At 65.9% G+C, this 25533-nt stretch carries 20 protein-coding genes; 8 read left to right on the plus strand and 12 right to left on the minus strand.

Going from position 1 to position 25533, the window contains the following annotated elements; genetic code table 11:
- The first annotated feature begins 37 nt into the window (after nt 1-37).
- The 7 genes from odhB (at nt 38) to cyoD (ending at nt 7648) form a co-directional block, all read left to right on the plus strand.
- Nucleotides 38-1279, plus strand: coding sequence for a 2-oxoglutarate dehydrogenase complex dihydrolipoyllysine-residue succinyltransferase (gene odhB, locus NF699_01470; GenBank protein USU05401.1), 1242 nt, complete (start codon nt 38-40; stop codon nt 1277-1279).
- A 135-nt stretch (nt 1280-1414) separates the two neighbouring features.
- The gene (lpdA, locus tag NF699_01475) at nt 1415-2818 is read left to right on the plus strand and encodes a dihydrolipoyl dehydrogenase (protein USU05402.1); all 1404 of its coding nucleotides are present in this window, start codon (nt 1415-1417) and stop codon (nt 2816-2818) included.
- Nucleotides 2818-3144, plus strand: coding sequence for a GCN5-related N-acetyltransferase (locus NF699_01480; GenBank protein ID USU05403.1), 327 nt, complete (start codon nt 2818-2820; stop codon nt 3142-3144). The genes lpdA and NF699_01480 overlap by 1 nt, the downstream gene beginning before the upstream one ends.
- Before the next feature lie 604 nt (nt 3145-3748).
- Nucleotides 3749-4615 carry a ubiquinol oxidase subunit II gene (gene cyoA / locus NF699_01485; protein USU05404.1) on the plus strand — a complete coding sequence of 289 codons (867 nt, stop codon included), beginning with the start codon at nt 3749-3751 and terminating at the stop codon, nt 4613-4615.
- 5 nt (nt 4616-4620) lie between these two features.
- Nucleotides 4621-6627: a cytochrome o ubiquinol oxidase subunit I gene (gene cyoB, locus NF699_01490; GenBank protein ID USU05405.1), complete on the plus strand. Its 2007-nt coding sequence runs from the start codon at nt 4621-4623 to the stop codon at nt 6625-6627.
- Entirely contained in the window at nt 6624-7277 is a 654-nt protein-coding gene (locus NF699_01495) for a cytochrome (ubi)quinol oxidase subunit III (protein USU05406.1), read from the plus strand. Before cyoB ends, NF699_01495 begins: the two co-directional genes overlap by 4 nt.
- Nucleotides 7274-7648 carry a cytochrome o ubiquinol oxidase subunit IV gene (cyoD, locus tag NF699_01500; protein USU05407.1) on the plus strand — a complete coding sequence of 125 codons (375 nt, stop codon included), beginning with the start codon at nt 7274-7276 and terminating at the stop codon, nt 7646-7648. The genes NF699_01495 and cyoD overlap by 4 nt, the downstream gene beginning before the upstream one ends.
- Before the next feature lie 17 nt (nt 7649-7665).
- On the opposite strand, the gene NF699_01505 is transcribed toward cyoD, so the two are convergent.
- The 11 genes from NF699_01505 to NF699_01555 form a co-directional block, all read right to left on the minus strand.
- Nucleotides 7666-9276: a choline dehydrogenase gene (locus tag NF699_01505; GenBank protein USU05408.1), complete on the minus strand. Its 1611-nt coding sequence runs from the start codon at nt 9274-9276 to the stop codon at nt 7666-7668.
- Nucleotides 9243-9836: a TetR/AcrR family transcriptional regulator gene (locus NF699_01510; GenBank protein USU05409.1), complete on the minus strand. Its 594-nt coding sequence runs from the start codon at nt 9834-9836 to the stop codon at nt 9243-9245. The genes NF699_01505 and NF699_01510 overlap by 34 nt, the downstream gene beginning before the upstream one ends.
- Nucleotides 9837-9876: 40 nt before the next feature.
- On the minus strand, nt 9877-11457 hold the full coding sequence (gene treA / locus NF699_01515; GenBank protein ID USU05410.1) for an alpha,alpha-trehalase TreA: 1581 nt from the start codon (nt 11455-11457) through the stop codon (nt 9877-9879).
- Nucleotides 11457-13232, minus strand: coding sequence for a glycogen debranching protein GlgX (gene glgX / locus NF699_01520; GenBank protein USU05411.1), 1776 nt, complete (start codon nt 13230-13232; stop codon nt 11457-11459). Before glgX ends, treA begins: the two co-directional genes overlap by 1 nt.
- Nucleotides 13233-13260: 28 nt before the next feature.
- Nucleotides 13261-14880 carry an alpha-D-glucose phosphate-specific phosphoglucomutase gene (locus NF699_01525; protein USU05412.1) on the minus strand — a complete coding sequence of 540 codons (1620 nt, stop codon included), beginning with the start codon at nt 14878-14880 and terminating at the stop codon, nt 13261-13263.
- Nucleotides 14877-16310 (minus strand): glycogen synthase GlgA, encoded by a 1434-nt coding sequence (gene glgA, locus NF699_01530; GenBank protein ID USU06955.1) that lies wholly within the window; start codon nt 16308-16310, stop codon nt 14877-14879. The genes NF699_01525 and glgA overlap by 4 nt, the downstream gene beginning before the upstream one ends.
- Nucleotides 16311-16315: 5 nt before the next feature.
- A complete protein-coding gene (gene glgC, locus NF699_01535; GenBank protein USU05413.1) occupies nt 16316-17578 on the minus strand; it encodes a glucose-1-phosphate adenylyltransferase in 1263 nt (420 codons plus the stop codon).
- Between the two features lie 31 nt (nt 17579-17609).
- Entirely contained in the window at nt 17610-19775 is a 2166-nt protein-coding gene (gene glgB / locus NF699_01540) for a 1,4-alpha-glucan branching protein GlgB (GenBank protein USU05414.1), read from the minus strand.
- Complete coding sequence (locus NF699_01545) at nt 19772-22207, minus strand: glycogen/starch/alpha-glucan phosphorylase (protein USU05415.1); 2436 nt, start codon at nt 22205-22207, stop codon at nt 19772-19774. Before NF699_01545 ends, glgB begins: the two co-directional genes overlap by 4 nt.
- 78 nt (nt 22208-22285) lie before the next feature.
- Nucleotides 22286-23617, minus strand: coding sequence for an Nramp family divalent metal transporter (locus tag NF699_01550; protein USU05416.1), 1332 nt, complete (start codon nt 23615-23617; stop codon nt 22286-22288).
- A gap of 119 nt (nt 23618-23736) precedes the next feature.
- Entirely contained in the window at nt 23737-24372 is a 636-nt protein-coding gene (locus tag NF699_01555; GenBank protein USU05417.1) for a DNA-3-methyladenine glycosylase 2 family protein, read from the minus strand.
- A 57-nt stretch (nt 24373-24429) separates the two neighbouring features.
- On the opposite strand from NF699_01555, the gene NF699_01560 reads away from it, so the two are divergent.
- A complete protein-coding gene (locus tag NF699_01560; protein ID USU05418.1) occupies nt 24430-24747 on the plus strand; it encodes a 2Fe-2S iron-sulfur cluster-binding protein in 318 nt (105 codons plus the stop codon).
- 20 nt (nt 24748-24767) lie between these two features.
- On the opposite strand, the gene rlmB is transcribed toward NF699_01560, so the two are convergent.
- Entirely contained in the window at nt 24768-25511 is a 744-nt protein-coding gene (rlmB, locus tag NF699_01565) for a 23S rRNA (guanosine(2251)-2'-O)-methyltransferase RlmB (protein USU05419.1), read from the minus strand.
- Nucleotides 25512-25533 lie beyond the last annotated feature (22 nt).

The following is a 25533-nucleotide window of genomic DNA, read 5'->3' on the forward strand; positions in this document are numbered from 1 at the left end:
CGATTGAGACCCCTCCCCGGGGAGAAGGAAGCAAGAGATGGCCACCGAAGTTACCGTACCGGTCCTCGGCGAATCGATCACCGAAGCCACCATCGGCGAATGGCTCAAGCAGCCCGGCGATCCCGTGAAGGTCGACGAGCCGATCGCCAGCCTGGAAACCGACAAGGTGTCGGTCGAGGTACCGTCGCCGGTCGCCGGCGTGATGGGCCAGCATGCGGTGCAGGTCGGCGATACCGTGCAGGTCGGCGCGATGCTCGCGACGATCGAGGCTGGTGACGGCTCGGCGGCTGCTCCGGCAGCGGCTCCCGCACCAGCAGCCGCACCGGCACCGGCGCCCGCCGCTGATCCTGCACCCGCGCCTGCCGCCCAGCCGGAAGCTTCCGGCGATTCGCCCGCCGCGCTGTCGCCTTCGGTCCGACGCGCCGTGCTCGAATACGGTCTCGACCCCGCGTCGATCACCGGCACCGGCAAGGACGGCCGCATCACCAAGGAAGACGTCGCCGCCGCGGCTGCGTCCAAGCCTGCCGCCGCTGCACCTACGGCCGCCCCGGCACCCGCCGCCGCCGCGACCACGGGCGGCCGCAAGGAAGAGCGCGTCAAGATGACGCGGCTCCGCCAGACGATCGCCAAGCGCCTCAAGGAAGCGCAGAACACCGCCGCGATGCTGACGACGTTCAACGACGTCGACATGACCGCGGTGATCGAGGCGCGCGCCAAGTACAAGGACCTGTTCGAAAAGAAGCACGGCGTCCGCCTCGGCTTCATGGGCTTCTTCGTGAAGGCCGCAACGATGGCGCTGAAGGACATCCCCTCGGTCAACGCCAGCATCGAAGGCGACGAGATCGTCTACCACGACTACGCGGACATCTCGGTCGCGGTGTCCTCGCCGGGCGGCCTCGTCGTGCCGGTCATCCGCGACGCGCAGGACCTGACGGTCGCCGGTATCGAGAAGACCATCGGCGACTTCGGCAAGCGCGCCAAGGAAGGCACGCTCAAGATGGACGAGATGAAGGGCGGCACCTTCACCATCTCGAACGGCGGCGTCTTCGGCTCGCTGATGTCGACCCCGATCATCAACCCGCCGCAGTCGGCGGTGCTCGGCCTCCATCGAATCGAGGACCGTCCGGTCGTCGTGAACGGCCAGGTCGTCGTCCGCCCGATGATGTACCTCGCGCTCAGCTACGACCACCGGCTGATCGACGGTCGCGAGGCGGTGACCTTCCTCGTCGCGCTCAAGAACGCGATCGAGGACCCGACCCGCATCCTGATCGACCTGTAATTCACTGATTGAGAAGGCCTGTACCCCGGCGGAGGCCGGGGCCCGGTTCGGGAAGGCCGATGTAAACAGGCGCGGCGCGCACTACATGCCGGCCTGCAACTGGACCCCGGCCTCCGCCGGGGAACGGAGAAGACCATGGCTGACGAACAGCAGTACGACTATGACGTCCTCGTGATCGGCGCCGGCCCTGGCGGCTATGTCGCCGCGATCCGCGCCGCGCAGCTCGGCCTGAAGACCGCCTGTGCCGAGGATCGCGAGACGCTGGGCGGCACCTGCCTCAACGTCGGCTGCATTCCGTCGAAGGCGATGCTGCACGCGTCCGAATATTTCGATGCGCTCGCGAACGGCGCGATGGCCAAGATGGGCGTCAAGGCGACCGGCGTCGAGCTCGACCTCGACACGATGCACGGCCAGCGCCGCGATGCGGTCAAGCAGCTGACCGGCGGCATCGAATATCTGTTCAAGAAGAACAAGGTCGAATGGCTCAAGGGCCGCGCCAGCTTCACCGGCAACGACAGCGTCGACATCGCCGGCAAGACCGTCCGCGCCAAGAACATCGTCATCGCCACCGGATCGTCGGTCACCCCGCTGCCCGGCGTCACCGTCGATCAGACGGTCGTCGTCGACAGCACCGGTGCGCTCGAATTGCCCAAGGTCCCGCAGCACCTCGTCGTGATCGGCGGCGGCGTCATCGGTCTCGAACTCGGCAGCGTCTGGCGTCGCCTCGGTTCCAAGGTGACGGTGGTCGAATATCTCGACCAGATCCTCCCCGGCTTCGACGGCGACGTCCGCAAGGAAGCGCAGAAGATCTTCAAGAAGCAGGGCATGGAGTTCAGGCTCTCGACCAAGGTCACCGGCGTGACCGTGGCCGGTGACACCGCGACGCTGACCGTCGAACCCGCCGCTGGCGGAGAGGCGCAGACGATCGAGGCGGATTGCGTGCTGCTCGCGATCGGCCGCCGTCCCAATACCGACGGCCTCAACCTCGAAGCCGCCGGCCTGTCGGTCAATGGCCGTGGGCAGGTCGATATCGACCATGAGTTCGCCACTAGCGTCCCCGGCGTCTGGGCGATCGGCGACGTCGCCCCCGGCCTGATGCTCGCGCACAAGGCCGAGGACGAAGGCATCGCGGTCGCCGAGAACATCGCGGGCCTGACCGGCATCGTGAACCACGACATCATTCCGAGCGTCGTCTACACCTTGCCCGAATTCGCCGGCGTCGGTCTGACCGAGGAAGCCGCGAAAGCGAAGGGCGAGATCAAGGTCGGCAAGTTCCCGATGATGGCGAACAGCCGCGCCAAGACCAATCACGAGCCCGACGGCTTCGTGAAGATCATCGCCGACGCCAAGACCGATCGCGTCGTCGGCGTCTGGGCGATCGCCAGTGTCGCCGGCACGATGATCGCGCAGGCGGCGCAGGCGATGGAGTTCGGCGCCACGTCGGAAGACATCGCCTACACCTGCCACGCCCACCCGACGCATTCCGAGGCGATGAAGGAAGCCGCGATGGCGGTGACCGGCAAGCCGATCCACATCTGATGCAGGACGGCGCGGGACCGGATGGGGACCGCGCCGCGCTGGAATCCGATTGGCTCCATCTGACCCGCGTGGAGCTGCCCGGTCTGGCAGGTCTCCGCGGTTGGCCGATCCGTGCCGATCATTGCTTTCAGCGCGTGTTGCTCGACATCGCAGTCGGCGGCGTCTGGTACGACGCGGTCGCCGAGCGCCCCGCCTATCGCTTCATCGCGATCGATCTGCTCCGGGCCGCCGTTGCGCTCGGCCGCGGTGTCGCCGACGTAACGCAAGACCTGCCGGCGCTGAACCGGCGTTCGCTGGCCTGGCGCCGCGCGCGCAACGCGGGATAAGTACACCCCTCCCGGTCGCCCTGTGCGTGTCGAATGGCCGCCGTCCGCAGGCAACTCAGCCCGAACGGTTCAGGTAAGCGCAACGCGCCGAGTGCCGTCCAATTCCCCAACCCTATAACCCGATGTGTCCCCGCAAAGGCGGGAACCCAGTCCTGGGCTCCCGCCTTCGCGGGAGCACAAAGCTGCGGCGAGAGTAGCAAGCTGCACACCGATCCATACCCTGAGCACACCCGACCCGTAGGCTTGATGCTCCGTCAAGCCCCTGACAATCGGCCAAAATCGGCCAACGCTGTCCTACCAATCAGCGATCCCCTACACCGACAGCCATGCCGCGACTGTCGACTCATCAATGCCGCGATAACGCTGCCGCAGCGGAGAGCCGCGTTCCTCAACTTCCTCAACTTCGCGCCCCCAGCCGTCCGGGCATCACCACCAGCGACGCCACCGTCACCACCCACCGTGATCCTCAACTTTCTCAACTTCGCCGCGCGATCGATCACGCAACGATGGACCCTCCTTGCAATCCGCTCGTTTTCAACCGCGAGGAAAAACCGCCGCAGCGGTCCGTCGGGGGATTCGTGACACGCACACCGGATCATCGTTCATGCTGATCCGGGCAACCCGGCCAGCGGTGCTCCTGACGGCACTCTCCACCGGTGCTTGCGCGCCCGCACTTCTCGACCCCGCCGGCCCCGTCGCCGCCGGCGAGAAGACTCTCCTGATCAATTCGCTCGCGGTGATGCTCGGCATCGTCGTGCCGGTCATCCTCGCCACCATCGCCTTCGCCTGGTGGTTCCGTGCGTCCAACACCCGCGCCAGGCACCTTCCCGAATGGTCCTATTCCGGCAAGCTGGAGCTGCTCGTCTGGTCGGTCCCGCTGCTCGTCATCATCTTCCTCGGCGGCATGGGCTGGGTCGCCAGCCACGACCTCGATCCGCAGCGCCCGCTCGCCTCCCGCCAGAAACCAATCACGGTGCAGGTCATCGCGCTCGATTGGAAATGGCTGTTCGTCTACCCGGAACAGGGCGTCGCCAGCGTCAACCGCCTCGTCATCCCCGCCGGTACGCCGGTACAGTTCCGGATCACATCGGCCACCGTCATGAACAGTTTCTTCGTGCCGCAGCTCGGCAGCCAGATCTACGCGATGGCGGGGATGGAGGCGAAGCTCAACCTGATGGCCGATCGCCCCGGCCGGTTCCGCGGCCTGTCCGCCCATTACAGCGGCGAAGGCTTCTCGGACATGGACTTCACCGTCGACGCGGTCCCGCCGCGCCAGTTCGCCGCCTGGGCCGCCGGCACGAAAGGGCAGGGGCCAGCGCTGAACGGGGCCAGCTATCTCGCGCTCGCCAAACAGCACGGCAGCATCGCCCCCTTCACCTACGGCAGCGTCCCTCCCGGCTTCTTCGCCGCGGCGGTACGGCAGGCCGGTGCGCCGGTCCACGAAACCGACAATGGCGGACGGGAGAGCTGATCGCGATGTTCGGCAAGCTCACCCTCCACTCGATCCCTTGGGATCAGCCGATCCCGCTGATCGCCGCCGCTATCGTCGGTGGCGGCATGCTTGCGGTGCTGTTCTGGACTTGGCGCGCCGGCCACATCCCCTATCTGTGGCGGGAATGGATCACCTCGGTCGATCACAAGCGGATCGGCATCATGTACTGCATCTTCGCCCTCGTGATGCTCGTCCGCGGCTTCGTCGACGCCGCGATGATGCGCAGCCAGCAGGCGATCGCCTTTGGCAATCCGGGCTATCTGCCACCCGAGCATTACGATCAGATCTTCTCGGCGCACGGCACGATCATGATCTTCTTCGTGGCGATGCCCTTCATGATCGGCATCATGAACTTCGTCGTGCCGCTGCAGCTCGGCGTCCGCGACGTGGCGTTCCCGACGCTGAACAACGTCAGCTTCTGGCTCACCGCGAGCGGCGCGTTGCTGATCAACATGAGCCTAATCATCGGCGAGTTCGCCAAGACCGGCTGGCTCGCCTATCCGCCGCTGTCGGAACTGCGCTTCTCCCCCGGTGTCGGCGTCGACTATTACCTTTGGGCGCTGCAGATATCCGGCGTCGGCACGCTGCTGTCCGGCGTCAACCTCGTCACCACCATTCTCAAGATGCGTGCGCCGGGCATGGGCTATACCCGCATGCCGATGTTCTGCTGGACGTCGCTCGCCTCCAACCTGCTGATCGTCGCCGCCTTCCCGATCCTCACCGCCACTTTCGCGATGCTGCTGCTCGACCGCTATCTCGGCTTCCACTTCTTCACCAACGAACTCGGCGGCAATCAGATGATGTTCGTCAACCTCATCTGGGCGTGGGGCCATCCGGAGGTCTATATCCTGATCCTCCCTGCGTTCGGCATCTTCAGCGAAGTGGTGTCGACCTTCTCGGGCAAGCCGCTGTTCGGTTACCGCTCGATGATCGTCGCCACGATGGTGATCTGCATCCTGTCGTTCATGGTCTGGCTCCATCACTTCTTCACGATGGGGGCGGGGGCGGACGTCAACGGCTTTTTCGGCGTCACCACGATGATCATCGCGGTGCCGACGGGGGTGAAGGTCTTCAACTGGCTGTTCACCATGTACGGCGGGCGTATCCGTTTCGAAGTGCCGATGATGTGGGCGGTGGCGTTCATGATCACGTTCGTCATCGGCGGCATGACCGGCGTGCTGCTCGCGGTGCCGCCCGCCGACTTCGTGCTCCATAACTCGCTGTTCCTGGTGGCGCATTTCCACAACGTCATCATCGGCGGCGTGCTGTTCGGCGCGTTCGCCGCCTACAATTACTGGTTCCCCAAGGCGTTCGGCTTCAAGCTGCACGACGGCTGGGGCAAGGCCGCGTTCTGGCTGTGGGTGATCGGCTTCTACGTCGCGTTCATGCCGCTCTACGTGCTCGGGCTGATGGGGATGACCCGGCGCATGCAGCATTATGACGTGCCGGGCTGGCATCCGTGGCTGATCGTCGCGGCGTTCGGGGCGATGATGATCGCCGGCGGGATCGCCTGCCAGGTCATGCAGTTCTACGTTTCGATCAAGCATCGCCACGACTTGGCCGATACGACCGGCGATCCGTGGGACGGCCGCAGTCTCGAATGGATCACCACCTCGCCGCCGCCGCCGTTCAACTTCGCGGTGCTGCCCAACGTAAAGGGCGAGGAGGCGTACTGGGGCATCAAGGCGCAGGCGCGCGAGAACCGCGAACTATCCGAACGCCCCGATTACGAGCCCTTCCACATGCCGCGCAACTCACCGACCGGCTTCGTCACCGCCTTCTTCACCACCGCCTTGGGCTTCGCCGCGGTGTGGCACATCTGGTGGCTGTTCATCCTCGGCTTCCTCGGCGCGTGGGCGACCTTCGTCGTCTTCGCCTGGCGCGACGAGAACGAGATCGAGATCAGCGCCGCCGACGCCAAACGCCTCGACGACGAACGTCGCAATGCCAAGGCGCAGATGCTCGACATCCCGGCGGAGCAGCCGGCATGACCGCCGCCACCGCCGACCAGCGCGCCCAAGGCAGCGATCCGCACAAACTCGGCCGCGGCGACACGCCACCGAGCGAGCGCGGTCCCGCGCCCAAGCGGATCGTCGTCGCCTACGGTTTCTGGATCTTCCTGCTCACCGACTTCATCATGTTCGCCGGCTTCTTCGCTGCTTACGCCGTGCTGGCGAAGGCGACCGCCGGCGGCCCGAGCGCGGCGGATATCGTCGAACTGCCGCTGGTCGGCGCGGAAACCGCGCTGCTGCTCGCCTCCAGCTTCGCCTGCGGCATGGCCGGGATCGCAACCGCCGCAAAAAACCGCTTCTGGTTCCAGGTCGCGATGGCCGCCACCGCGCTGCTCGGCGCAGGCTTCCTCTGTCTCGAAGCCTATGAATTCCTGAAGCTGATCGGCGAGGGGCATGGGCCTCAGCGCAGCGCCTTCCTCTCCGCCTTCTTCGCTTTGGTCGGGTGCCACGGCTTGCACGTCACGCTCGGTCTGCTCTGGCTGACGACGATGATGGCACAGGTGCAGGCCAAGGGCTTCCGCGAAGAAATCGTCCGCCGCATCGCCTGTTTCAGCCTGTTCTGGCATGCGCTCGACATCATCTGGGTCGCGCTGTTCACCACCGTCTATCTGCTGGGAGTCGCAGGATGAGCGACCAGACCGAACTCGACGACGATCGCGCCCCCGGCGAGGGGCAGGGCGACGGCATCCGGGCCAAGGTGCTGACCTATGTCGCCGGCTTCGTCCTCGCCGCGATCCTAACCGCCGCCTCGTTCGCGGTGGTGCATAGCGGTGTCATCTACGGCCCCGGCATCCCCGTGGCGCTGATCGCATTGGCGATCGCGCAGATGGGCGTCCACCTCGTCTTCTTCCTCCACGTCACCAGCGGCCCCGACAACACCAACAACGTGCTGGCGCTGGCGTTCGGCGTGCTGATCGTCGGCCTCGTCCTGATCGGATCGATCTGGATCATGAGCCACCTCGACCACAACCTCATGCCCGCCAGCATGCCGGCGATGTGAAAGAGGGTGGTCTTGCTCTACGCCGCCACCTGCATCGTTCCTCCACGAATCATATCCGCCGCTTTCTCCGCAATCATGATCGTCGGCGCGTTGGTGTTTCCGCTGATCAGCGACGGCATCACCGACGCATCGACCACCCGCAGTCCGTCCAGCCCACGCACCCGCAGCGTACCGTCGACGACCGCCTCCGCATCGCTGCCCATCCGGCACGTACCGATCGGATGGTAGATCGTCTCTGCCGTCGCCCGGACCCAGGCGTCGATCTGCGCATCGCTGCGCACCTCCTCGCCCGGCGCCAGTTCGGCGTCCCGATACGGATCGAGCGCCGCCTGCGCCGCCACGTCACGACCGATCTTGACCGCCTCCCGCATCACCCGCCGATCCTCGGCGGTGCTCAGATAGTTCGGTTCGATCAGCGGATCGGCGAATGGATCGTCCGACTGCAACCCGATCCGTCCGCGGCTTTCGGGCCGCAACTGGCACAGATGCAGCGAAAAGCCGTCCTCCGTCGCCTTCACCTTGCCATGGTCCCGCATGATCGCCAGCACCGCGTGGATCTGGATATCGGCATGTTCCAGCCCCTCCCGCGACGGGATGAAGGCACCTGCCTCCAAAAAGTTCTGCCGCCCGACGCCCTTGCCGGTGAAGGCGTAGCGCAATCCCACACCTAGCTGGCGCAACCCCTTCACGTCGCTGAACACCGTCCGCAGGCCGCGGCTGCGCCAGTTCATGATGACGTCCAGATGATCCTGCAGATTTTCGCCCACGCCGGCCAGATCGTGCATCGGCGCGACGCCGGCCGCCCACAGTCGCTCCGGGTCGCCGATGCCGGAAAGCTGAAGCAAGTGTGGCGACTGCACGGCGCCCGCCGCCACCAGCACTTCCATTCGTGCGTCGGCCTGCCGCAGATCACGGCCGACCGCATAATCGATGCCGACCGCGCGGCCACCCATCAGCCTGATCCGCGTCGTGCGCGCATCCGTGACGATCGTCAGGTTGGGGCGGCGGAGGGCAGGGGCGAGATACGCCTCCGCCGCGGTCCAGCGTCGCCCGTCGCCGATCGTCAGATCGTAAGGTCCAAACCCTTCGGGCTGCGTACCGTTGAAGTCTTCCGTGACCGGATAGCCTGCCTGACGCCCTGCTTCGATGAAGGCGGCATTGAACGGGCTGTCGCTTTCGCCGGGCGATACCTTGAGCGGTCCGGTCTGGCCGTGCAGATCGCCGCCCCGGTGATGCCCCTCGAGCTTGCGGAACCAGGGCAGCACGTCGTCCCAGCCCCAGCCTGCCAGCCCCGATTGCCGCCACCGGTCGTAATCACGGGGATGGCCCCGCGAATAGATCATGCCGTTAATCGCCGAACTGCCGCCAAGGCCCCGTCCGCGCGGCCACCACAGCCTTCGCCCATCCAGATGCGGCTCGGGCGCGGTCCAGAAGCCCCAATTGTGCTTGCTCTTCGCCTTGATCAGTTCGCCGACGCCCGCCGGCATCCGTACCAGCAATTCGCGGTTGCGCCCACCCGCCTCGACTAGCAACACGCTGACCGCCGGGTCTTCCGTCAGGCGGCCGGCAAGCACGCAGCCGGCCGATCCGCCGCCTATGACGATGTAATCGTAGCTCCCGGTTCGCATGCTCTCTCCTCCGCGACCATTCCGGTCGTCATTCGGTCGCCCGGATAGCAGAGGAGCGCGATCATCTCCTCCATCAAGGTCGCGCGATCCAACTCGGGTGCGTGGACCTTGCTCAATCCCAGCGTCATCAGCGCATAGCTTCGCACCATCGCATCGTGCCGATCGAACCCGTTCGCCTGCAGGCATTCCACCAGGAAACCGATCACCTGTCCGTCATGACGCTGCACCGCATCGCGTGCGCGGGGATCGCTCTCGGCCCATGCGCGCATGGCGATCGACAGCCGCGACATGCCACGCCGACGCACCACCTGCGCCAGCAGGCGGATGCGTCCGATCGGGTTGGCCTCGGCGCGACCGATCGCGTCGATCAGTTCGGCGATCTGCGCGCCGGCGAAATAATCGGCCAGCCGTCCCTGATAATCGTCGAAGTCGCCGAAGTGATGATAGAAGCTGCCGGTCGAGACACGCAGTTCGCCGGCGAGCGGCCGCAGCTTCAGCGCGCGCAGGCCACCGCGTCGCAGCAGCGATTGCCCCGCCTCCAACCAGTCGCGGGGCGACAAATCGTGGGATCGCCGGATCGCTGGTCCGGGCGCGTTCGCATTACCTCTCGCCGGATAGACCATGACGGATGTTATGCCGTCGTCCGCCGGCGGTAAAGCCTTGTGCGATCATCGCGCGGGTCACGCCGTTGGTCCAGCCGAAGCCGTCCTGCAACGGATATTCACCGCCACCGCCCGGCAGCTTCTGTACGACGTTGTACTTCTCGAGCAGCTTGCCACTCGCGTCGTACTCCCGTTCGACCGTGGCGAGCCAGCCGCCCGCGATCCTTGTGGCGAGCGCATCCTCGCGATACCGCCGCAGCCCCTCGACGGCGATCCATTGCAAGGGTGCCCAGCCGTTCGGTTGGTCCCATTGCTGTCCGGTGGCCCTTGTCGTCGTACCGAGGCCGCCCTCGCCGATCAGCGATGCCAGCACGGTTGCAGTGGCATGTGCCCGCTTCGGCGAGGCCAGCCCCGCGAACAGGGGGAACGCCATCGCGGCCGTACGTCCATCCATCGCGCGCCGGGTATCCAGATCGTAATCGGCATAATAGCCGCCAGCGCTATGCCACAGATGCGCATCGATCGCGCGTCGACGGGCTGTTGCGGCGGTGTCGTATCGCCGCGCGCACGCGTCATCGCGCAGGGTTCGGCAATTGTCGGCGATCGTTTGTTCCAGCCCGAACATCAGGCTGTTGAGATCGACCGGTACGATCCGGGTCGTGCGGATCGTTGCCAGCGTCCGGCCATCGGCCAGCCAGCGCGAGCTGAAATCCCATCCGCTTTCCGCCCCGGCGCGCAGGTCCCGAAACATCGTCCGCGCATCGCGTGCGGGTGTTGCCGCGACCAGCACCGCATCCTCCCGGTAGCTCTCGTCGCGGGGATCGTCGCGGTCGTCCCAATACCGGTTGAGCAGCGATCCATCCGACAGCCGGATCACCCGCGCATGTTCGCCGCCGGGCTTCAATCCTTCCGCTCCGGCCATCCAGAAATCGTGTTCAGCGCGAAGCCATCGGGTTCGCTGCGCCAGCGTCCCGGCGTCGCGCGACATCTGTGTGATCAGGTAGAAGAAGGGAGGTTGCGACCGGCTGAGGTAATAGCTGCGCGTGCCGTTCGGGATGCGGCCGTACCGGTCGATCAGACTGCCGAAATCGACGATCATATCCTCGACCAGATCCTGTCGCCCGGACACCTGAAGGCCCAGCATCGTGAACCAGCTGTCCCAATAATACATCTCGCGGAACCGTCCGCCCGGAACCACGAAGCGGCGGGGCAGTGACAGCGCGGACGATCCCGCCGGCACACTCGGCAGCGTCCGCGTGAGTTGCGGCCACAGCGCGTCGATATGTGCAGATAGCGTCAATTTGCCCGACGGCGGGGGCGCGGCAGGCGTCACCGGCAGCGTGAAATTGGCGAGCACGAACGCCTTCAGCGCGGCATCGTCCTTGCAAACGCATTTCCGATAGTCCGCCAGGATAGCGGCATCGCTACGCCGCGGCTGTGCGTCGGCAAATGTTTTCGAGTCTGGGAACACCCCGCGCATCTGGACATCGCGGAAGAGCGCACCGAACCGCTGGGCGGGAGATAGTGGCGCGGCGGCGACGAGCAGGCCAGCGACGGCCAGCAGCATGGCACGAAACATCAGCGACTCTCCAGAACGATGCCATGGCTCAGCGATACGCGACGGATCTGCCGGTCGAACCGCAAGGCGGTGTTACCGTTGTCGTGCGGCAGCCGCAGTTCGAAGCCCGGTGCGTCGGTCCAGTCGGTCGCCGCCATCGCTTCGCCCGCCAGCGTCCGCCATTCGGCGTCGGCGTAGGGGGCAACCCGCGTCAGACCATGCGCCGCACGAAAGTCCGCCAGTGCAAAGGCGAACGCTTCCAGCGCGCGATCGCGCGCCGTCCAGTCGACCCAGCCGATCGCATTGTCCTGCGCATAGGCATTGTTGTTGCCCCGTTGCGTCCGGCCGAACTCGTCTCCCGCGCTCAGCATGATCGTGCCGCGCGAGGCGAACAGCGTCGCCAGCAGCGCCCGCACGTCGGCATTGCGGCGCACGATCACCATCGGGTCGTCGGTCGGCCCCTCGACCCCATCGTTCCAGCTATGGTTGTCGCCATGGCCGTCGCGATTGTCCTCGCCGTTCGCCTGATTGTGCCGTTCCGCATAGGCGACCGTGTCGGCCAGCGTGAAACCGTCATGCGCGGCGACGAAGTTGACGGTACGGGTGTCGCCGCTTCCGAACACGTCAGCCGATCCCGCCACCCGTGTCGCAAACATGCCCGCGGCACCATCGCCTTTCCAGAACCGACGCACATCGTCACGATAGCGGTCGTTCCATTCCAGCCAGTCGGCCGGGAATTCTCCCAGTCGGTAGCCACCGGGACCGATATCCCACGGCTCGGCGATCATCACCCGGCTGGCCAGCAACGGATCGGCCGCAATCTCCGCAAAGATCGGCGCTTGCGCGTCGAACCCCGGCCCGCGCGCCAATATGGTCGCCAGATCGAACCTGAACCCGTCGACGCCACAGCGCGCGAAATGCCGCAGGCTGTCGAGGATCATCGCCCGGACCTCCGGTCGGCTGCAATCGAGCGTGTTACCGGTGCCCGTGTCGTTGATCAGCGTGCCGTCGTCGGCATGTGCGTAATAGAGCGCCTCATCGAAACCACGCAGCGAAAGCGTCGGCCCGTGCACGTCGCTTTCGCCGGTGTGATTGAAGACGAGGTCGAGGATGACGCCGATCCCCGCGGCACGCAACGCCGCCACCGTATCGCGCAATTCGGCTACGCCGCCCGGCGCGAGCCGCGGATCGATCGCCATCGGCACGACCGGATTATAGCCCCAGGCGTTGGTCAGTCCCAGCGGCGGCAAATGCCGCTCGTCGATCCATGCCACGATCGGCATCAGCTCGATCGCGGACACGCGCAGCGATCGCAGGTGAGCGATCACCGCGGGGTGTGCCAGTGCCGCAATCGTCCCCCGCTGCGCTTCGGGCACTGCCGGATGCAGCATCGTGAACCCGCGGACGTTGAGTTCGTAGATCAGGCCGCCGGGTGCGAACAGGGGCGACGACAGCGACCCGGTCGGAGGGCTATCCCGTACGATCGCGAGCGGCACGAGTCCGCCCGTATCCACCCCCCGCTCGCGCAGGCGCGCATCATAGGCAAACGGTCGATCGAGTTCGACCGCATGGGGATCGACCAGCAATTTCGCGGGATCGGCGGCGGCGCGATATCCGTACGCCTGCCCGGCGACGATCCCCGGAACCTCGACCGACCAGATGCCGCCCGCTCCCGCCATCGCGACGCGCCGCTCGCCTTCCGTACCGAACAGGCACAACGTCACCGGAGTCGCCGATCGGACGGCGAAGCGTGCCCCTCGTTCGCTCAGGTACACGCCCGGATGCCCGTCGGTCATCCGGGCGCCTGCCGCCGCACCCGCTCGATCACGTCACGACGTCCGGTGCGTCGCGTCCGGTATGCCGCTTCACGCCGGCAATCTCATCGGCCGCCGCGATGATATCGCTTAGTATCTCGCCCGTGTCGCGATCGAGATGCCCGTCCGCCGGTTCGTACCGCTCCAGATAGACGCGCAGGGTCGCGCCGCTCGTGCCTGTGCCCGACAGGCGGAACACCACGCGGCTACCGCCCTCGAACAGTACGCGCACGCCCTGGTTGCGGCTGACCGAGCCATCTGTCGGGTCGGTGTAGGCGAAGTCGTCCGCTTCGACGATCGTCAGCCCGGCGAGGGTCGTTCCCGGCAGCGACGCCAGCTTGCCGCGCAATTCCGTCATCAGGGCATCGGCGCGCTCGCTCTCGACACCTTCGTAATCGTGGCGCACGTAATAGTTGCGGCCATAGGTCGCCCAGTGATCGCGCGCGATCGCGTCGACGGATTGCTTGCGTGCTGCGAGGATGTTGAGCCACAGCAACACCGCCCACAAACCGTCCTTCTCCCGAACGTGATCCGATCCCGTACCGGCGCTTTCCTCGCCGCAAATCGTCGCCATGCCGGCATCGAGTAGATTGCCGAAGAATTTCCATCCGGTCGGCGTCTCGAACATCGGCAGCCCGAGCTTTTCCGCGACGCGATCCGCGGCGGCGCTGGTCGGCATCGACCGCGCGATCCCCTTCAACCCGCCCGCGTAGCCCGGCGCCAGATGCGCGTTCGCCGCCAGCATCGCAAGGCTGTCGGACGGCGTCACGAAGCGGTGGCGACCGATGATCAGGTTGCGATCGCCGTCCCCGTCCGATGCCGCGCCGAAATCCGGCGCGTCCGGTGCCATCATCGTCTCGTATAACTCGTGCGCGTGGACGAGGTTGGGATCGGGGTGATGACCGCCGAAATCCTCCAGTGGCGTGCCGTTGCGTACAGTGCCAGGCGCAAAGCCGAGCCGCCGTTCGAGGATTTCCGTCGCATAGGGACCGGTGATCGCGTTCATCGCATCGAACGCCATCGTCAGGCCGGCGCCGCGGATGGCAGGGAAATCGAACAGCGTCTCCATCAACGCTGCATAATCCTCGACCGGATCGATGACCTCGACCGTCATGCCGCCGACCGCGACCTCGCCCAATGCGTCGAGGTCGACATCCGCCGCATCCACCGTCAGCCAGCGGTCGATCGTCTTCGTCCGCGCGTACAGGGCGTCGGTGATCTGTTCGGGCGCAGGGCCACCGTTGGCGATATTGTACTTGATCCCGAAATCCTCGTCCGGACCGCCGGGGTTGTGACTCGCCGACAGGATCAATCCGCCCAACGCCCTTCGGATGCGGATCATGTTGCTCGCCGCCGGCGTCGACAGCAGGCCGCCGCGCCCCACCACCACGCGCGCAAAACCGTTCGCCGCGGCGATGCGGATCGCCTTCTGGATCACCTCGCGATTCAGAAAGCGACCATCGCCGCCGACGACCAGCGTAGCGCCGGACTTGCCGTCGATCACGTCGAAGACCGACTGGATGAAGTTCTCGGCGTAATTCGGCTGCTGGAACACCTTCACCTTCTTGCGCAGGCCGGACGTTCCCGGCTTTTGGTCGGTGTAGGGCGTGGTCGCGACGGTGATGGTCATGCGGCTCCTGTCAGGCTCTTGTAGAGTTCGGCGTAGCGGCGACCGCTCTCCGCCCATGAGAAATCGGCACGCATCCCGTTACGCTGGATGCCGCACCACAGATCGGGACGCGCGTAGGCGGCGATCGCACGGCGAATGGCATGTGCCAGCGTGTGATAACCGGTTTCGCCATGCTGGAATCCGGTGGCGACACCGGCCGCGAGCGCGGCTTCGTTGGCGTCGATCACCGTGTCAGCCAGCCCACCTGTGCGTGCCACGATCGGGACGCACCCATAAGCGAGGCCGTATAGCTGGGTAAGACCGCAGGGTTCGAACCGCGACGGGATCAGGATAGCATCCGCGCCCCCTTGCAACAGGTGCGACAGCGGTTCGTCATAACCGATGCGCACCCCGATCCGCCCCGGATGGCGCGCGGCGGCGGCGAGGAAGGCTGCCTCGAGATGCGCATCGCCCGACCCCAGCAGCGCGAGCCGCCCGCCGAGCGCGACTAGCTCGTCGAGGCATTGCGCCAGAACGTCCATGCCCTTCTGCCAAGTCAGCCGGCTGATGACGGTGAAGATCGGACCATCGCCGCGATCCAGTCCGAACATCTTTTCGACTGCGCGCTTGTTCGCCTTGCGCCGGCCGAGCGCGCGGGGGGTGTAGCGGCTGGGCAGGGCGGTATCGCTTTCCGGGTTCCACACCGCCGGGTCGATCCCGTTGACGATCCCGTGCACCCGCTCGCGCCGCGTTTCGATCAGGCCCTCCAGCCCCATGCCGAACCGGTCTTCGCGAATTTCGGCGGCATAGGTCGGGCTGACCGTCGTGATCGCATCGGCGGCCTCTAGTCCCGCCTTCAGGAACCCGACACCGCCATAATATTCGACCCCGTCCAGCGCGTAGGCGGCATCGGGCAGACCGAGTTCGGGGAAGATCGTCGTATCGAACCGGCCCTGAAAGGCGATGTTGTGCACGGTGACCACGCTCGGCGTGTGCTTCGCCGCATCCGTATAGCGCAGATAGGCGGGCGCCATCGCCGCCTGCCAGTCGTGCGCGTGCAGCAGGTCGAATCGTAACTTCGGCGCAGCACCCGAGGCGATATCGGCAGCGGCGCGGGACAGGGCCGCGAACCGCTGCCAGTCGTCGCCGTGACCATAGAGTCCGCCCGGACGTGCGAAGAGGGCAGGGGCATCGAGCACCAGCAGGGGATGCTCGCCGATCCGCGCCGACAATAATCGCGCCTCCACACCCATCAGATTTGCCCAGCGGTGGACGACCTTCGCACCCTTTACGGCCGCGCCGACCGCCGGATAGCCCGGGATCAGCGTCGTCGTTGCAACCCCGTGCGGCGCAAGCGCATCCGGCAGGGCGCCGACCACATCGGCCAACCCGCCCGTCTTGACGAGCGGGAAGGCTTCCGATGCGACCGACAGGACGTTCAGGGTCGGCACCACGGTCACCGGTCCAGACGGTCGATCATCGGTTGCGTGATCAGGCAGATGCCCTTGTCGGTCCGGCGGAACCGGCGGGCGTCCAGTTCGGGGTCCTCACCGACGACCAGACCGTCGGGAATGACGACGCCCCGGTCGAGCACCACGCGCTTCAGCTGCGCGTTGCGGCCGATGTGGCAATACGGCAGGACGACGGCCTCATCCAGCGACGAAAAACTGTGCGCGCGCACCCCGGTGGACAACAGGCTCCGCTGGATCGACGATCCCGACACAATGCAATTGCCCGATACCAGACTGGACACCGCCGATCCGCGCCGGCCATCCTCGTCATGGACGAACTTGGCGGGCGGGGTGATCTCCGAATAGGTCCACAGGGGCCATTCGTGATCGTACACGTCGAGCTGCGGGATGATATCGGTCAGGTCGATATTGGCTTCCCAATAGGCATCGACCGTGCCGACGTCGCGCCAGTAGGCGGCGGGTTCCTCGCTGGTCCGCACGCAACTCGCGGAAAAACGATGCGCCTGCGCGTGGCCATGCTCGACCAGATAAGGGATGATGTCCTTGCCGAAATCGCGCGCCGAACCCGGCGTATCGGCATCGCGCCGCAGTTCCTCGATCAGGAACTTGGTGCGGAAGACATAGATGCCGAGGCTGGCGAGCGCGGTGTCGGGCTGGCCGGGGATCGACGGCGGATCGGCAGGCTTCTCGACGAAATCGATGATGCGGTCCTGTTCGTCGACGTGCATCACGCCGAACGCCACCGCCTCCATCCGCGGCACTTCCATACAGGCGACGGTCACGTCGGCACCGCTGTTGCAGTGCTGCTGCAACATGATCTCGTAATCCATCTTGTAGATGTGATCGCCGGCCAGGATCACCATATACTCGACGTCGTACGCCTCGATGATGTCGATGTTCTGGAACACCGCATCGGCGGTGCCCTCATACCATTGGAATTCCGACACGCGTTGCGAGGCGGGGAGAATGTCGAAGCTCTCGTTGCGTTCCGGCCGCAGGAAGTTCCAGCCGCGTTGCAGGTGGCGGATCAGCGAATGCGCCTTGTATTGCGTCGCGACGCCGATGCGGCGGATGCCCGAATTGATCGCGTTCGACAGCGCAAAATCGATGATCCGGCTCTTGCCGCCGAAATAGACCGCCGGCTTGGCGCGCGTGTCGGTCAGCTCCATCAATCGGCTGCCGCGGCCGCCCGCCAGCACATAGGCCATCGCATCGCGCGACAGCGGCTGCCCTCGTCTGTCTACCATTCGCACCCTCCTGTTATCGTCACCGGCCGTTTCAGCCTTCATATTCCAGCATGATCGTGGCCAGCGGCGGCAGGGTGACCCATGCCGCACCCTGCTTCGCCTCGACACCACCCAGGTTACCCAGGCCCGATCCCCAATAATCATGGGCATCGGAGTTCATGATCTCGCGCCAGCGGCCATCATGCGGCAACGGCACGCGATACGGCGCGCGCGCGACCGGCGTCAGGTTGGCGATCACCGCCACCGGCTTCTCGCCGGGCGCCTTGCGCAGCCAAGCGAACACGGAATTGGTTGCATCGTCGCCGATCAGCCACTCGAACCCCTCCGCCTCGCAATCGCGCGCATGCAACGCGGGCGTGTCGCGATAGACGCGGTTGAGCTCGCGAACGAGTTTGCGCACGCCCTCATGCGCCGCCGAATTGCGGAGGTGCCAGTCGAGCGCGCGTTCCTCGCTCCATTCCTGTCGCTGGGCGAACTCCTGTCCCATGAACAACAGCTTCTTGCCGGGGTAGCCCCACATGAACGCGTAATAGGCGCGCAGGTTCGCAAATTGCTGCCAGTCGTCGCCGGCCATCTTCGTCAGCAGCGATCCCTTGCCGTGCACGACCTCGTCATGGCTCAGCGGCAGGACGAAGTTCTCATCGAAGGCATAGACGAAGCCGAAGGTGATCTCGCCATGATGATGGCGGCGATGCACCGGTTCGCGCGCGAAGTACTGAAGCGTATCGTGCATCCAGCCCATGTTCCACTTGAACCCGAAGCCGAGGCTTTCCTTCGGCCCCTCCTCGAACGCCGGCATCGATACGCCGGGCCAGCTGGTCGATTCCTCCGCAACCGTGAACACGCCGTCCTGCTTGCCGTAGACCGCCCGGTTCATGTCGCGGAGGAAGGTCACTGCCTCCCAATTCTCGCGCCCGCCCTGCTCGTTCGGAATCCACTCGCCCGGTTCACGGCTGTAATCGCGATACAGCATCGACGCGACCGCATCGACGCGCAGGCCATCGACGTGATAGCGCTCCGGCCAGAACAGCGCGTTGTTGATCAGGAACGACCGCACTTCGCGCCGTCCGAAATTGTAGATCGCCGTGTTCCAGTCGGGATGGAAGCCGAGCTTAGGGTCCTCATGTTCGTACAATGCCGTGCCGTCGAACCGGCTCAGGCCGTGCGCGTCGACCGGGAAATGCGCCGGCACCCAATCGAGCAATACGCCGACTCCGGCACGATGCGCTCCATCGACGAATCGCGCGAAGCCGTCGGCATCACCGAACCGGGCGGAGGGCGCGTACAGGCCGGTCGTCTGATATCCCCATGACGGATCATAGGGGTGTTCGCTGATCGGCATGAACTCGATATGCGTGAAGCCCATATCGACGACGTACGGGATCAGCCGGTCGGCGAGCGCATCCCACGACAGATACCAGCCGTTCTCGTCCTTGTCCCAACTGCCCGCATGCACTTCGTAGATGCTCATCGGCACCCGGCGCGGATCGACCTTTGCCCAAGTCTCGCGATGCGCATCGTCGCCCCAGACGTGCGCGGGCGGCGCGGTCGTGACGGAAGCGGTCTTCGGGCGCAGCTCCGCGGCAAAGGCGAACGGATCGGCCTTCAGCGGCTGCAACCGCCCGTCCGGGCCGTGGATCGCGAACTTGTAGCTGCGACCCTCGCCGATATCGGGGAGGAAGATTTCCCAAACGCCGACGTCGCTGCGGCGACGCATGACGTGGCGGGCGTGGTTCCAGTCGTTGAAATCGCCGACCACCGACACGCGTTGCGCATTCGGCGCCCATACCGCGAAATGCATGCCCGATGCGCCCTGATGCTCGATCAGATGCGCGCCCATCTTGTCGTAGAGCCGGAAGTGCGATCCTTCCGCGATCAGATAGTCGTCGGTCGGGCCGAGTACCGGACCGAAGCTGTATGGATCGGTGACCCACCATTCGGCGCCATAGCCCTGCGCCTTGTATCTCATCGGCTGCGGCGATCCCGCGATGATACCTTCGAACAGATCGTCCGTGCCGACGCGCGTCAGCATGCCCAGCGACGTGCCGGCGAGATCGTGCGCCTCCGCCGTCTCCGCGCCTGGTATCCAGGTGCGGGCGAACGTGCCCCCCGGACCCGGAAACACGCCAAGCAGCGAGAACGGATCGTCGTGGCGCCCGTCGAGCAGGGCGGCAATGGCGCCACGCGGTGGTTTCACATGACCCCCCAAATCTGTTTCGCATATTCGCCGATCGTCCGGTCGGACGAGAACCAGCCCATGTTGGCGACGTTCAGGACCGCCGATCGCCCCCAGGCGTCGGCATCGTTCCACTTGGCATCGACGTCCCGCTGTGCGGCGGCATAAGCGTCAAAATCGGCGGCGAGCATGAACCAGTCGTGGTCGTACAGCCCGTCCATCAATCCCTTGTACCGGTCGGGATCGTCCGGCGAGAACACGCCGGACGCGATCGCATTGACCGCCTGCGCCAGTTCGGGCGATGCGGCGATCACGTCGCGCCCACGATAACCGCTGTTGCGCTTGTCCGCGACTTCGTCCGCGGTCAGGCCGAAGATGAAGATGTTGTCGTCACCGACGTGATCCTTGATCTCGATATTCGCGCCGTCGAGCGTACCGATCGTCAGCGCACCGTTGAGCGCGAACTTCATATTGCCGGTGCCGGAGGCTTCCATGCCCGCGGTCGAGATCTGTTCGGACAGATCGGCGGCGGGGATGATCCGTTCCGCCATGCTGACGTTGTAATTGGGCACGAACGCCACCTTCAGCAGGTCGCCGACCGCGGGATCGGCGTTGATCCGCTTGGCCACGTCATTCGCCAGTTTGATGATGAGCTTGGCGTTATGATAGCTCGATGCCGCCTTGCCCGCGAACAGCTTCACGCGCGGCGTCCACTGCCGCTCCGGATGGCTGCGGATCTGGTCGTATAGCGCCACCGCCTCGACGATGCCGAGCAGCTGGCGCTTGTATTCGTGGATGCGCTTGATCTGCACGTCGAAGATCGCATCGGGATCGATGCTCAAACCCAGGCTGTCCTTGATATACGTCGAGAGCGTCACCTTGTTGGAACGCTTCACCGCGGCGAAACGCTCCCGAAATGATGCATCGTCCGCAAAAGGAATCAGCGCGGTCAGCTTCATCGCGTCGTCGCGGAAGTCCTCGCCGATGGCTTGCGTCAGCAGATCGGTGAGCCCCGGATTGCATTGCTGCAGCCAGCGGCGCGGCGTGATGCCGTTGGTCTTGTTGTTGATCCGGTCGGGGTAGAGGCGATGGAGATCGGCGAAGACCGTCTTCTTCATCAGCTCGGTATGCAGCGCCGCGACGCCGTTGACGCTGTGGCTGCCCGCAAAGGCGAGGTTCGCCATGCGCACGCGCCGCTCGCCGCCCTCGTCGATCAGGCTGATCGCGGCGATCGCGTGATCGTCGATCCCCTCGGCCTTTGCCGCCTCACGCAGCAGTCTGGCGTTGATCGCATAGACGATCTGCATATGCCGCGGCAGCAGCCGTTCGAACAACGGCAGCGGCCAGCTTTCCAGCGCCTCGGGCAGCAACGTATGGTTGGTATAGCCAAAGGTCGCGCGGGTGATGTCCCACGCTTCGTCGAACGACAGTTCGTGAAAATCGGTCAGGATGCGCATCAGCTCGGCGACGGCAACCGCGGGGTGGGTGTCGTTGAGCTGGATCGCCGCCTTGTCGCTCAGCGTCCGGATGTCGCCGAAATACTGGACATGCCGGCGAACGATGTCCTGGATCGATGCGGAGGAGAAAAAGTATTCCTGCCGCAGCCGCAGTTCCTGTCCCGCCGGCGTGCTGTCGTTGGGATACAGCACGCGCGTCAGCGTTTCGGCACGGGTCTGGCCGGCCAGCGCGCCCTCGAAGTCGCCGGCATTGAACTGGTCGAGCTTGATCGGATCGAAAGCGCGCGCATTCCACAGCCGCAGCGTGTTCACCCGCTTGCCGCGCCAGCCGACCATCGGCGTATCGAAGGCGACCGCCTCCACCGCCTCCGCGGGGGACCAGTGGACCCGGCCCTCCGCGACGCTCGTCACCTCGCCGCCGAAGCCGATGAAATAGGCGCTCTCGCGGCGCTCGAACTCCCACGGATTGCCATGCGCCAGCCAGTTTTCCGGCAGCTCCATCTGCCAGCCGTCGTCCAGCCGCTGGCGGAACATGCCGTTCACGTAGCGGATGCCATAGCCGTAGGCGGGCAGGTCGAGGCTCGCGAGGCTTTCCATGAAGCACGCCGCCAGCCGGCCGAGGCCGCCGTTGCCGAGCGCGGCGTCGGGTTCGATCTCCTCGATTTCGGACAGGTTTACGCCCAGCGTCGCCAGCGCCTCTGCCACCTCGTCGTTGTGGCGCAGGTTCGACAATGCATCGCGCAGCAGCCGGCCGATCAGGAATTCCAGGCTGAGGTAATAGACCCGCTTGGCCCCCGCGGCGTGCGCCGCTTTGGTCGATTCCATCCATCGTTCGATGATTTCGTTGCGCAGGGTGAAGATCGTCGCCGCCAGCCAGTCGTGCGGGCGGGCGGCCTGCGCATCCTTGCCGATGCGATGGACGAGGGTATCGACGATGGCGGAGGCGAGTTCGTTACGGGTCGTGGTCGGAAGAGCGGCGGCTGGGCTGTCTGTCACGGCATGTCCGGAGCAAGAGGAAGGCGCACTAGACGACGACGATCGCCCGATGTCACCCTTTTAAAGGCCGTATCGGGATTAAAGCATGCCGATCAGCAGGGTGAGGTTCAGCCCGATGATGATCGCCGCAATGGCCCAGGCGAGGGTGCGCAGCCATAATGGGCTGACGAAGCGGCCCATCACCCGGGTTTGACCGGTGAACAATACCAGCGGCACGACCGCGAACGGCAGTTGCAGGCTGAGCACCACCTGACTGAGCACAAGCAACTGCGTAGCGCCGCTGTCGCCCGATGCGCCGACGACGATCACCGCCGGCACGATCGCGAGCAATCGCGTCACCAGCCGGCGCAGCCACACCGGCAGCCGCAGGTTGAGGAAGCCCTCCATCACGATCTGCCCGGCAAGCGTGCCGGTGACCGTACTGTTCTGCCCCGAGGCGAGCAGCGCGATACCGAACACCACGCTCGCCGCGCCGACGCCCATCATCGGTGCCAGCAGGCGATACGCCTCGTCGATCTCCGCCACTTCGGTCCGACCGGCGGTATGGAACACGGCGGCGGCGACGATCAGGATCGCGGCGTTGATGAAGAAGGCGAGTCCGAGCGCGATCGTGCTGTCCAGCGTTGCCATCTTCGCCGCCTCCGCCTTGCCCTCATCCGTCGGGGCGAAGGCGCGGGTCTGGACGATCGAGGAATGGAGGTAGAGATTGTGCGGCATCACCGTCGCGCCGAGGATGCCGATCGCGAGGTACAGCTTGGCGGGATCGGTGACGATGCCGGGCGAGGGGATGAAGCCGGCCATCAGCGCGCCCATGTCCGGCTTCGCGTGGAACAGTTCGTAGGCGAAACAGCCGGCGATGATGACGAGCAACGCGACGATGAACGCCTCGATCTTGCGGAAGCCGAAGCGTTGCAGCGCGAGGATCAGGAACACGTCGAGCGCGGTCAGCACAACGCCCCATACCAGCGGCATGCCGAACAGCAGCTTGAGCGCGATCGCGGTGCCGAGCACCTCGGCAAGGTCGCAGGCGATGATCGCGACCTCCGCCAACACCCAGAGTACCAGCGATACCGGTTTGGAATAATAGGCGCGGCACGCCTGCGCGAGGTCGAGCCCGGCGGCGACGCCCAGACGGACGGACAGCGCCTGCAACACGATCGCCATCAGGTTCGACAGCAGGATGACCGACAGCAGGGTGTAGCCGAACGCCGATCCGCCGGCGATGTCGGTCGCCCAGTTGCCGGGGTCCATATAGCCGACCGCGACGAGGAAGCCCGGCCCCATGAACGCGCCCAGCCGCCGCCAGCCCTTCAGGCCGGTCGGCACGGCGACGCTGCGATGGCTGCCGCTGAGCGATGCGGGATGGGGGTGGCTGGGAAGGGCGGCAGTCGTCGGCGTGGCTGTCGTCATGAACCGACCTGTGACGGATGGCAGCGGTCGGGGCAAAGGGAAAAGCGCGGATCGTCCTGGCCCAAGTTAGAAGGGCCCGGGGCTAAGCCGCTCTTGCCGTCAGCTGACGCGGCGGGATCTCACACCGGCGCGGCATCCACATCCGGTCCGGCGCCGTAATGGTGCCAGGTGAAGATCGCGAGCGCTCCACGATGCGGCCGCCAGGCTTCGGCCAGCGCGCGACAGAGCTTTTCCGAGGGCCGCTCGTCATGGCCCAACAGCCGGCCGAGCTCGATCTGCACGGCGAGGTCGCCGGCAGGCCAGATGTCCTGCCGCCCCTCGGCGAACAGCAGGTAGATTTCGGCGGACCAGCGACCGATGCCCTTTACCCGCACCAGTTGCGCGATCGCCTCCTCGTCGTCGGCCGGCAAATTGTCGAGGTCGAGGCGCCCACTGGTCACCTCTTCGGCGAGGCTGCGGGCGTAGCTCGCCTTCTGCCGCGACAGGCCGGCGGCGCGCAGCGTCTCGTCGCTGGCGGCGAGGATGGTGTGCGGATCGCCGGGCTCGCCGACCAGCGTCTCCAGCTTGCGATACACCGCGGCGGCCGAAGCGACGCTGACCTGCTGGCCAAGGATGGTGCGCAGCAGCGTCGCATAGCCGCGCTCGCGGATGCGCGGCGGTGGGTAGCCGACGCGCGACAGGCCGGCGGCGAAGCCCGGCTCGGCGGCGGCGAGCGCATCCATCGCGACGCGGATCTGTTCGGCGCTCAGGCCCATGCTTGATCCTTTGGCGACGGCGCGGCATGGCCGGCGGCGACTTCAGCGGAGAATATCATGCCCAAGCTTATCGTCACGACGCGTGAGGGGGAAGAACGCGAGATCATGGGCGAAGCCGGCCTGTCGGTGATGGAGGTGATCCGCGACGCCGGTATCGACGAACTGCTGGCGCTGTGCGGTGGCTGCTGCAGCTGCGCCACCTGCCACGTCCATGTCGACCCGGATTTTGCGGACAAGCTGCCCGCGATGGGGCCGGACGAGGACGATCTGCTCGATTCGAGCGACGAGCGCAACGCGACCTCGCGCCTGTCGTGCCAGATCCAGATGACGCCGGCGCTCGACGGGCTGCGGGTGACGATCGCCGGCGAAGATTGATCGGCTCGCGCGGTGAGCGGCTAGCGTGCCGCCACCGCGTAGAGCGCGATCGCGGCGGCGTTGGAGACGTTGAGGCTCTCCACCTTGCCGCTGATCGGCAGCTTGGCGAGTTCGTCGCAATGTGCCTCGGTATTCTGGCGCATGCCTTCGCCTTCCGCGCCGAGCACGATGCAGATGCGCTGCGTGCCCATCGCCTCGGCCAGTGTCTGGTCCGCATGACCGGTGAGGCCAATCCGCCAGAAGCCCGCCTCGGCGATCTCTTCCAGCGCGCGGGCGAGGTTGACGACGCGAATCCACGGCACCGTCTCCAGCGCGCCCGAAGCCGAACGCGCGACCGTGCCGCTTTCGGGCGGCGCATGGCGGTCCTGCGTCACGATGCCGAGCGCGTCGAACGCCGCAGCGGAACGCAGGATCGCGCCGACGTTGTGCGGATCGGTGACCTGATCGAGCACCACCAGCGGGCGGTTGTCGTCCTTGCCCTCGATCAGCAGGTCGGCAAGCCACATGTCGTCGAGCGGCTCGACCTCCGCGACCAGCCCCTGGTGCGGTGCGTCGGACGGCACCAGCCGGCCTAGATCAGGCGCCTCGGCATAGACGACCGGCAGCGTCGACGGGATGTCGAGCGCCGCCAGCGCCTCGCGCGTCCCCCACAGCTTGCGCACGACACGGTTGGGATTGGCGAGCGCCGCCGTCACCGGATGGCGGCCCCAGAATTTGGGGCGGTTGGCGGTGCCGGTCGACGGGCGATGGCCTTTGCGCGCCATCAGACGGCGGCCGGCAGGCAGA

It is taken from the genome of Sphingomonadaceae bacterium OTU29LAMAA1 (assembly GCA_024072375.1).
Taxonomy (GTDB): domain Bacteria; phylum Pseudomonadota; class Alphaproteobacteria; order Sphingomonadales; family Sphingomonadaceae; genus Sphingomonas.

Excerpts from the sequence above, each read along its gene's own strand:
- odhB (USU05401.1), top strand. The coding sequence starts at position 38 with ATGGCCACCGAAGTTACCGTACCGGTCCTCGGCGAATCGATCACCGAA.
- lpdA (USU05402.1), top strand. The coding sequence starts at position 1,415 with ATGGCTGACGAACAGCAGTACGACTATGACGTCCTCGTGATCGGCGCC.
- NF699_01480 (USU05403.1), top strand. The coding sequence starts at position 2,818 with ATGCAGGACGGCGCGGGACCGGATGGGGACCGCGCCGCGCTGGAATCC.
- cyoA (USU05404.1), top strand. The coding sequence starts at position 3,749 with ATGCTGATCCGGGCAACCCGGCCAGCGGTGCTCCTGACGGCACTCTCC.
- cyoB (USU05405.1), top strand. The coding sequence starts at position 4,621 with ATGTTCGGCAAGCTCACCCTCCACTCGATCCCTTGGGATCAGCCGATC.
- NF699_01495 (USU05406.1), top strand. The coding sequence starts at position 6,624 with ATGACCGCCGCCACCGCCGACCAGCGCGCCCAAGGCAGCGATCCGCAC.
- cyoD (USU05407.1), top strand. The coding sequence starts at position 7,274 with ATGAGCGACCAGACCGAACTCGACGACGATCGCGCCCCCGGCGAGGGG.
- NF699_01505 (USU05408.1), bottom strand. The coding sequence starts at position 9,276 with ATGCGAACCGGGAGCTACGATTACATCGTCATAGGCGGCGGATCGGCC.
- treA (USU05410.1), bottom strand. The coding sequence starts at position 11,457 with ATGTTTCGTGCCATGCTGCTGGCCGTCGCTGGCCTGCTCGTCGCCGCC.
- glgX (USU05411.1), bottom strand. The coding sequence starts at position 13,232 with ATGACCGACGGGCATCCGGGCGTGTACCTGAGCGAACGAGGGGCACGC.
- NF699_01525 (USU05412.1), bottom strand. The coding sequence starts at position 14,880 with ATGACCATCACCGTCGCGACCACGCCCTACACCGACCAAAAGCCGGGA.
- glgC (USU05413.1), bottom strand. The coding sequence starts at position 17,578 with ATGGTAGACAGACGAGGGCAGCCGCTGTCGCGCGATGCGATGGCCTAT.
- NF699_01550 (USU05416.1), bottom strand. The coding sequence starts at position 23,617 with ATGACGACAGCCACGCCGACGACTGCCGCCCTTCCCAGCCACCCCCAT.
- NF699_01555 (USU05417.1), bottom strand. The coding sequence starts at position 24,372 with ATGGGCCTGAGCGCCGAACAGATCCGCGTCGCGATGGATGCGCTCGCC.
- NF699_01560 (USU05418.1), top strand. The coding sequence starts at position 24,430 with ATGCCCAAGCTTATCGTCACGACGCGTGAGGGGGAAGAACGCGAGATC.
- rlmB (USU05419.1), bottom strand. The coding sequence starts at position 25,511 with ATGGCGCGCAAAGGCCATCGCCCGTCGACCGGCACCGCCAACCGCCCC.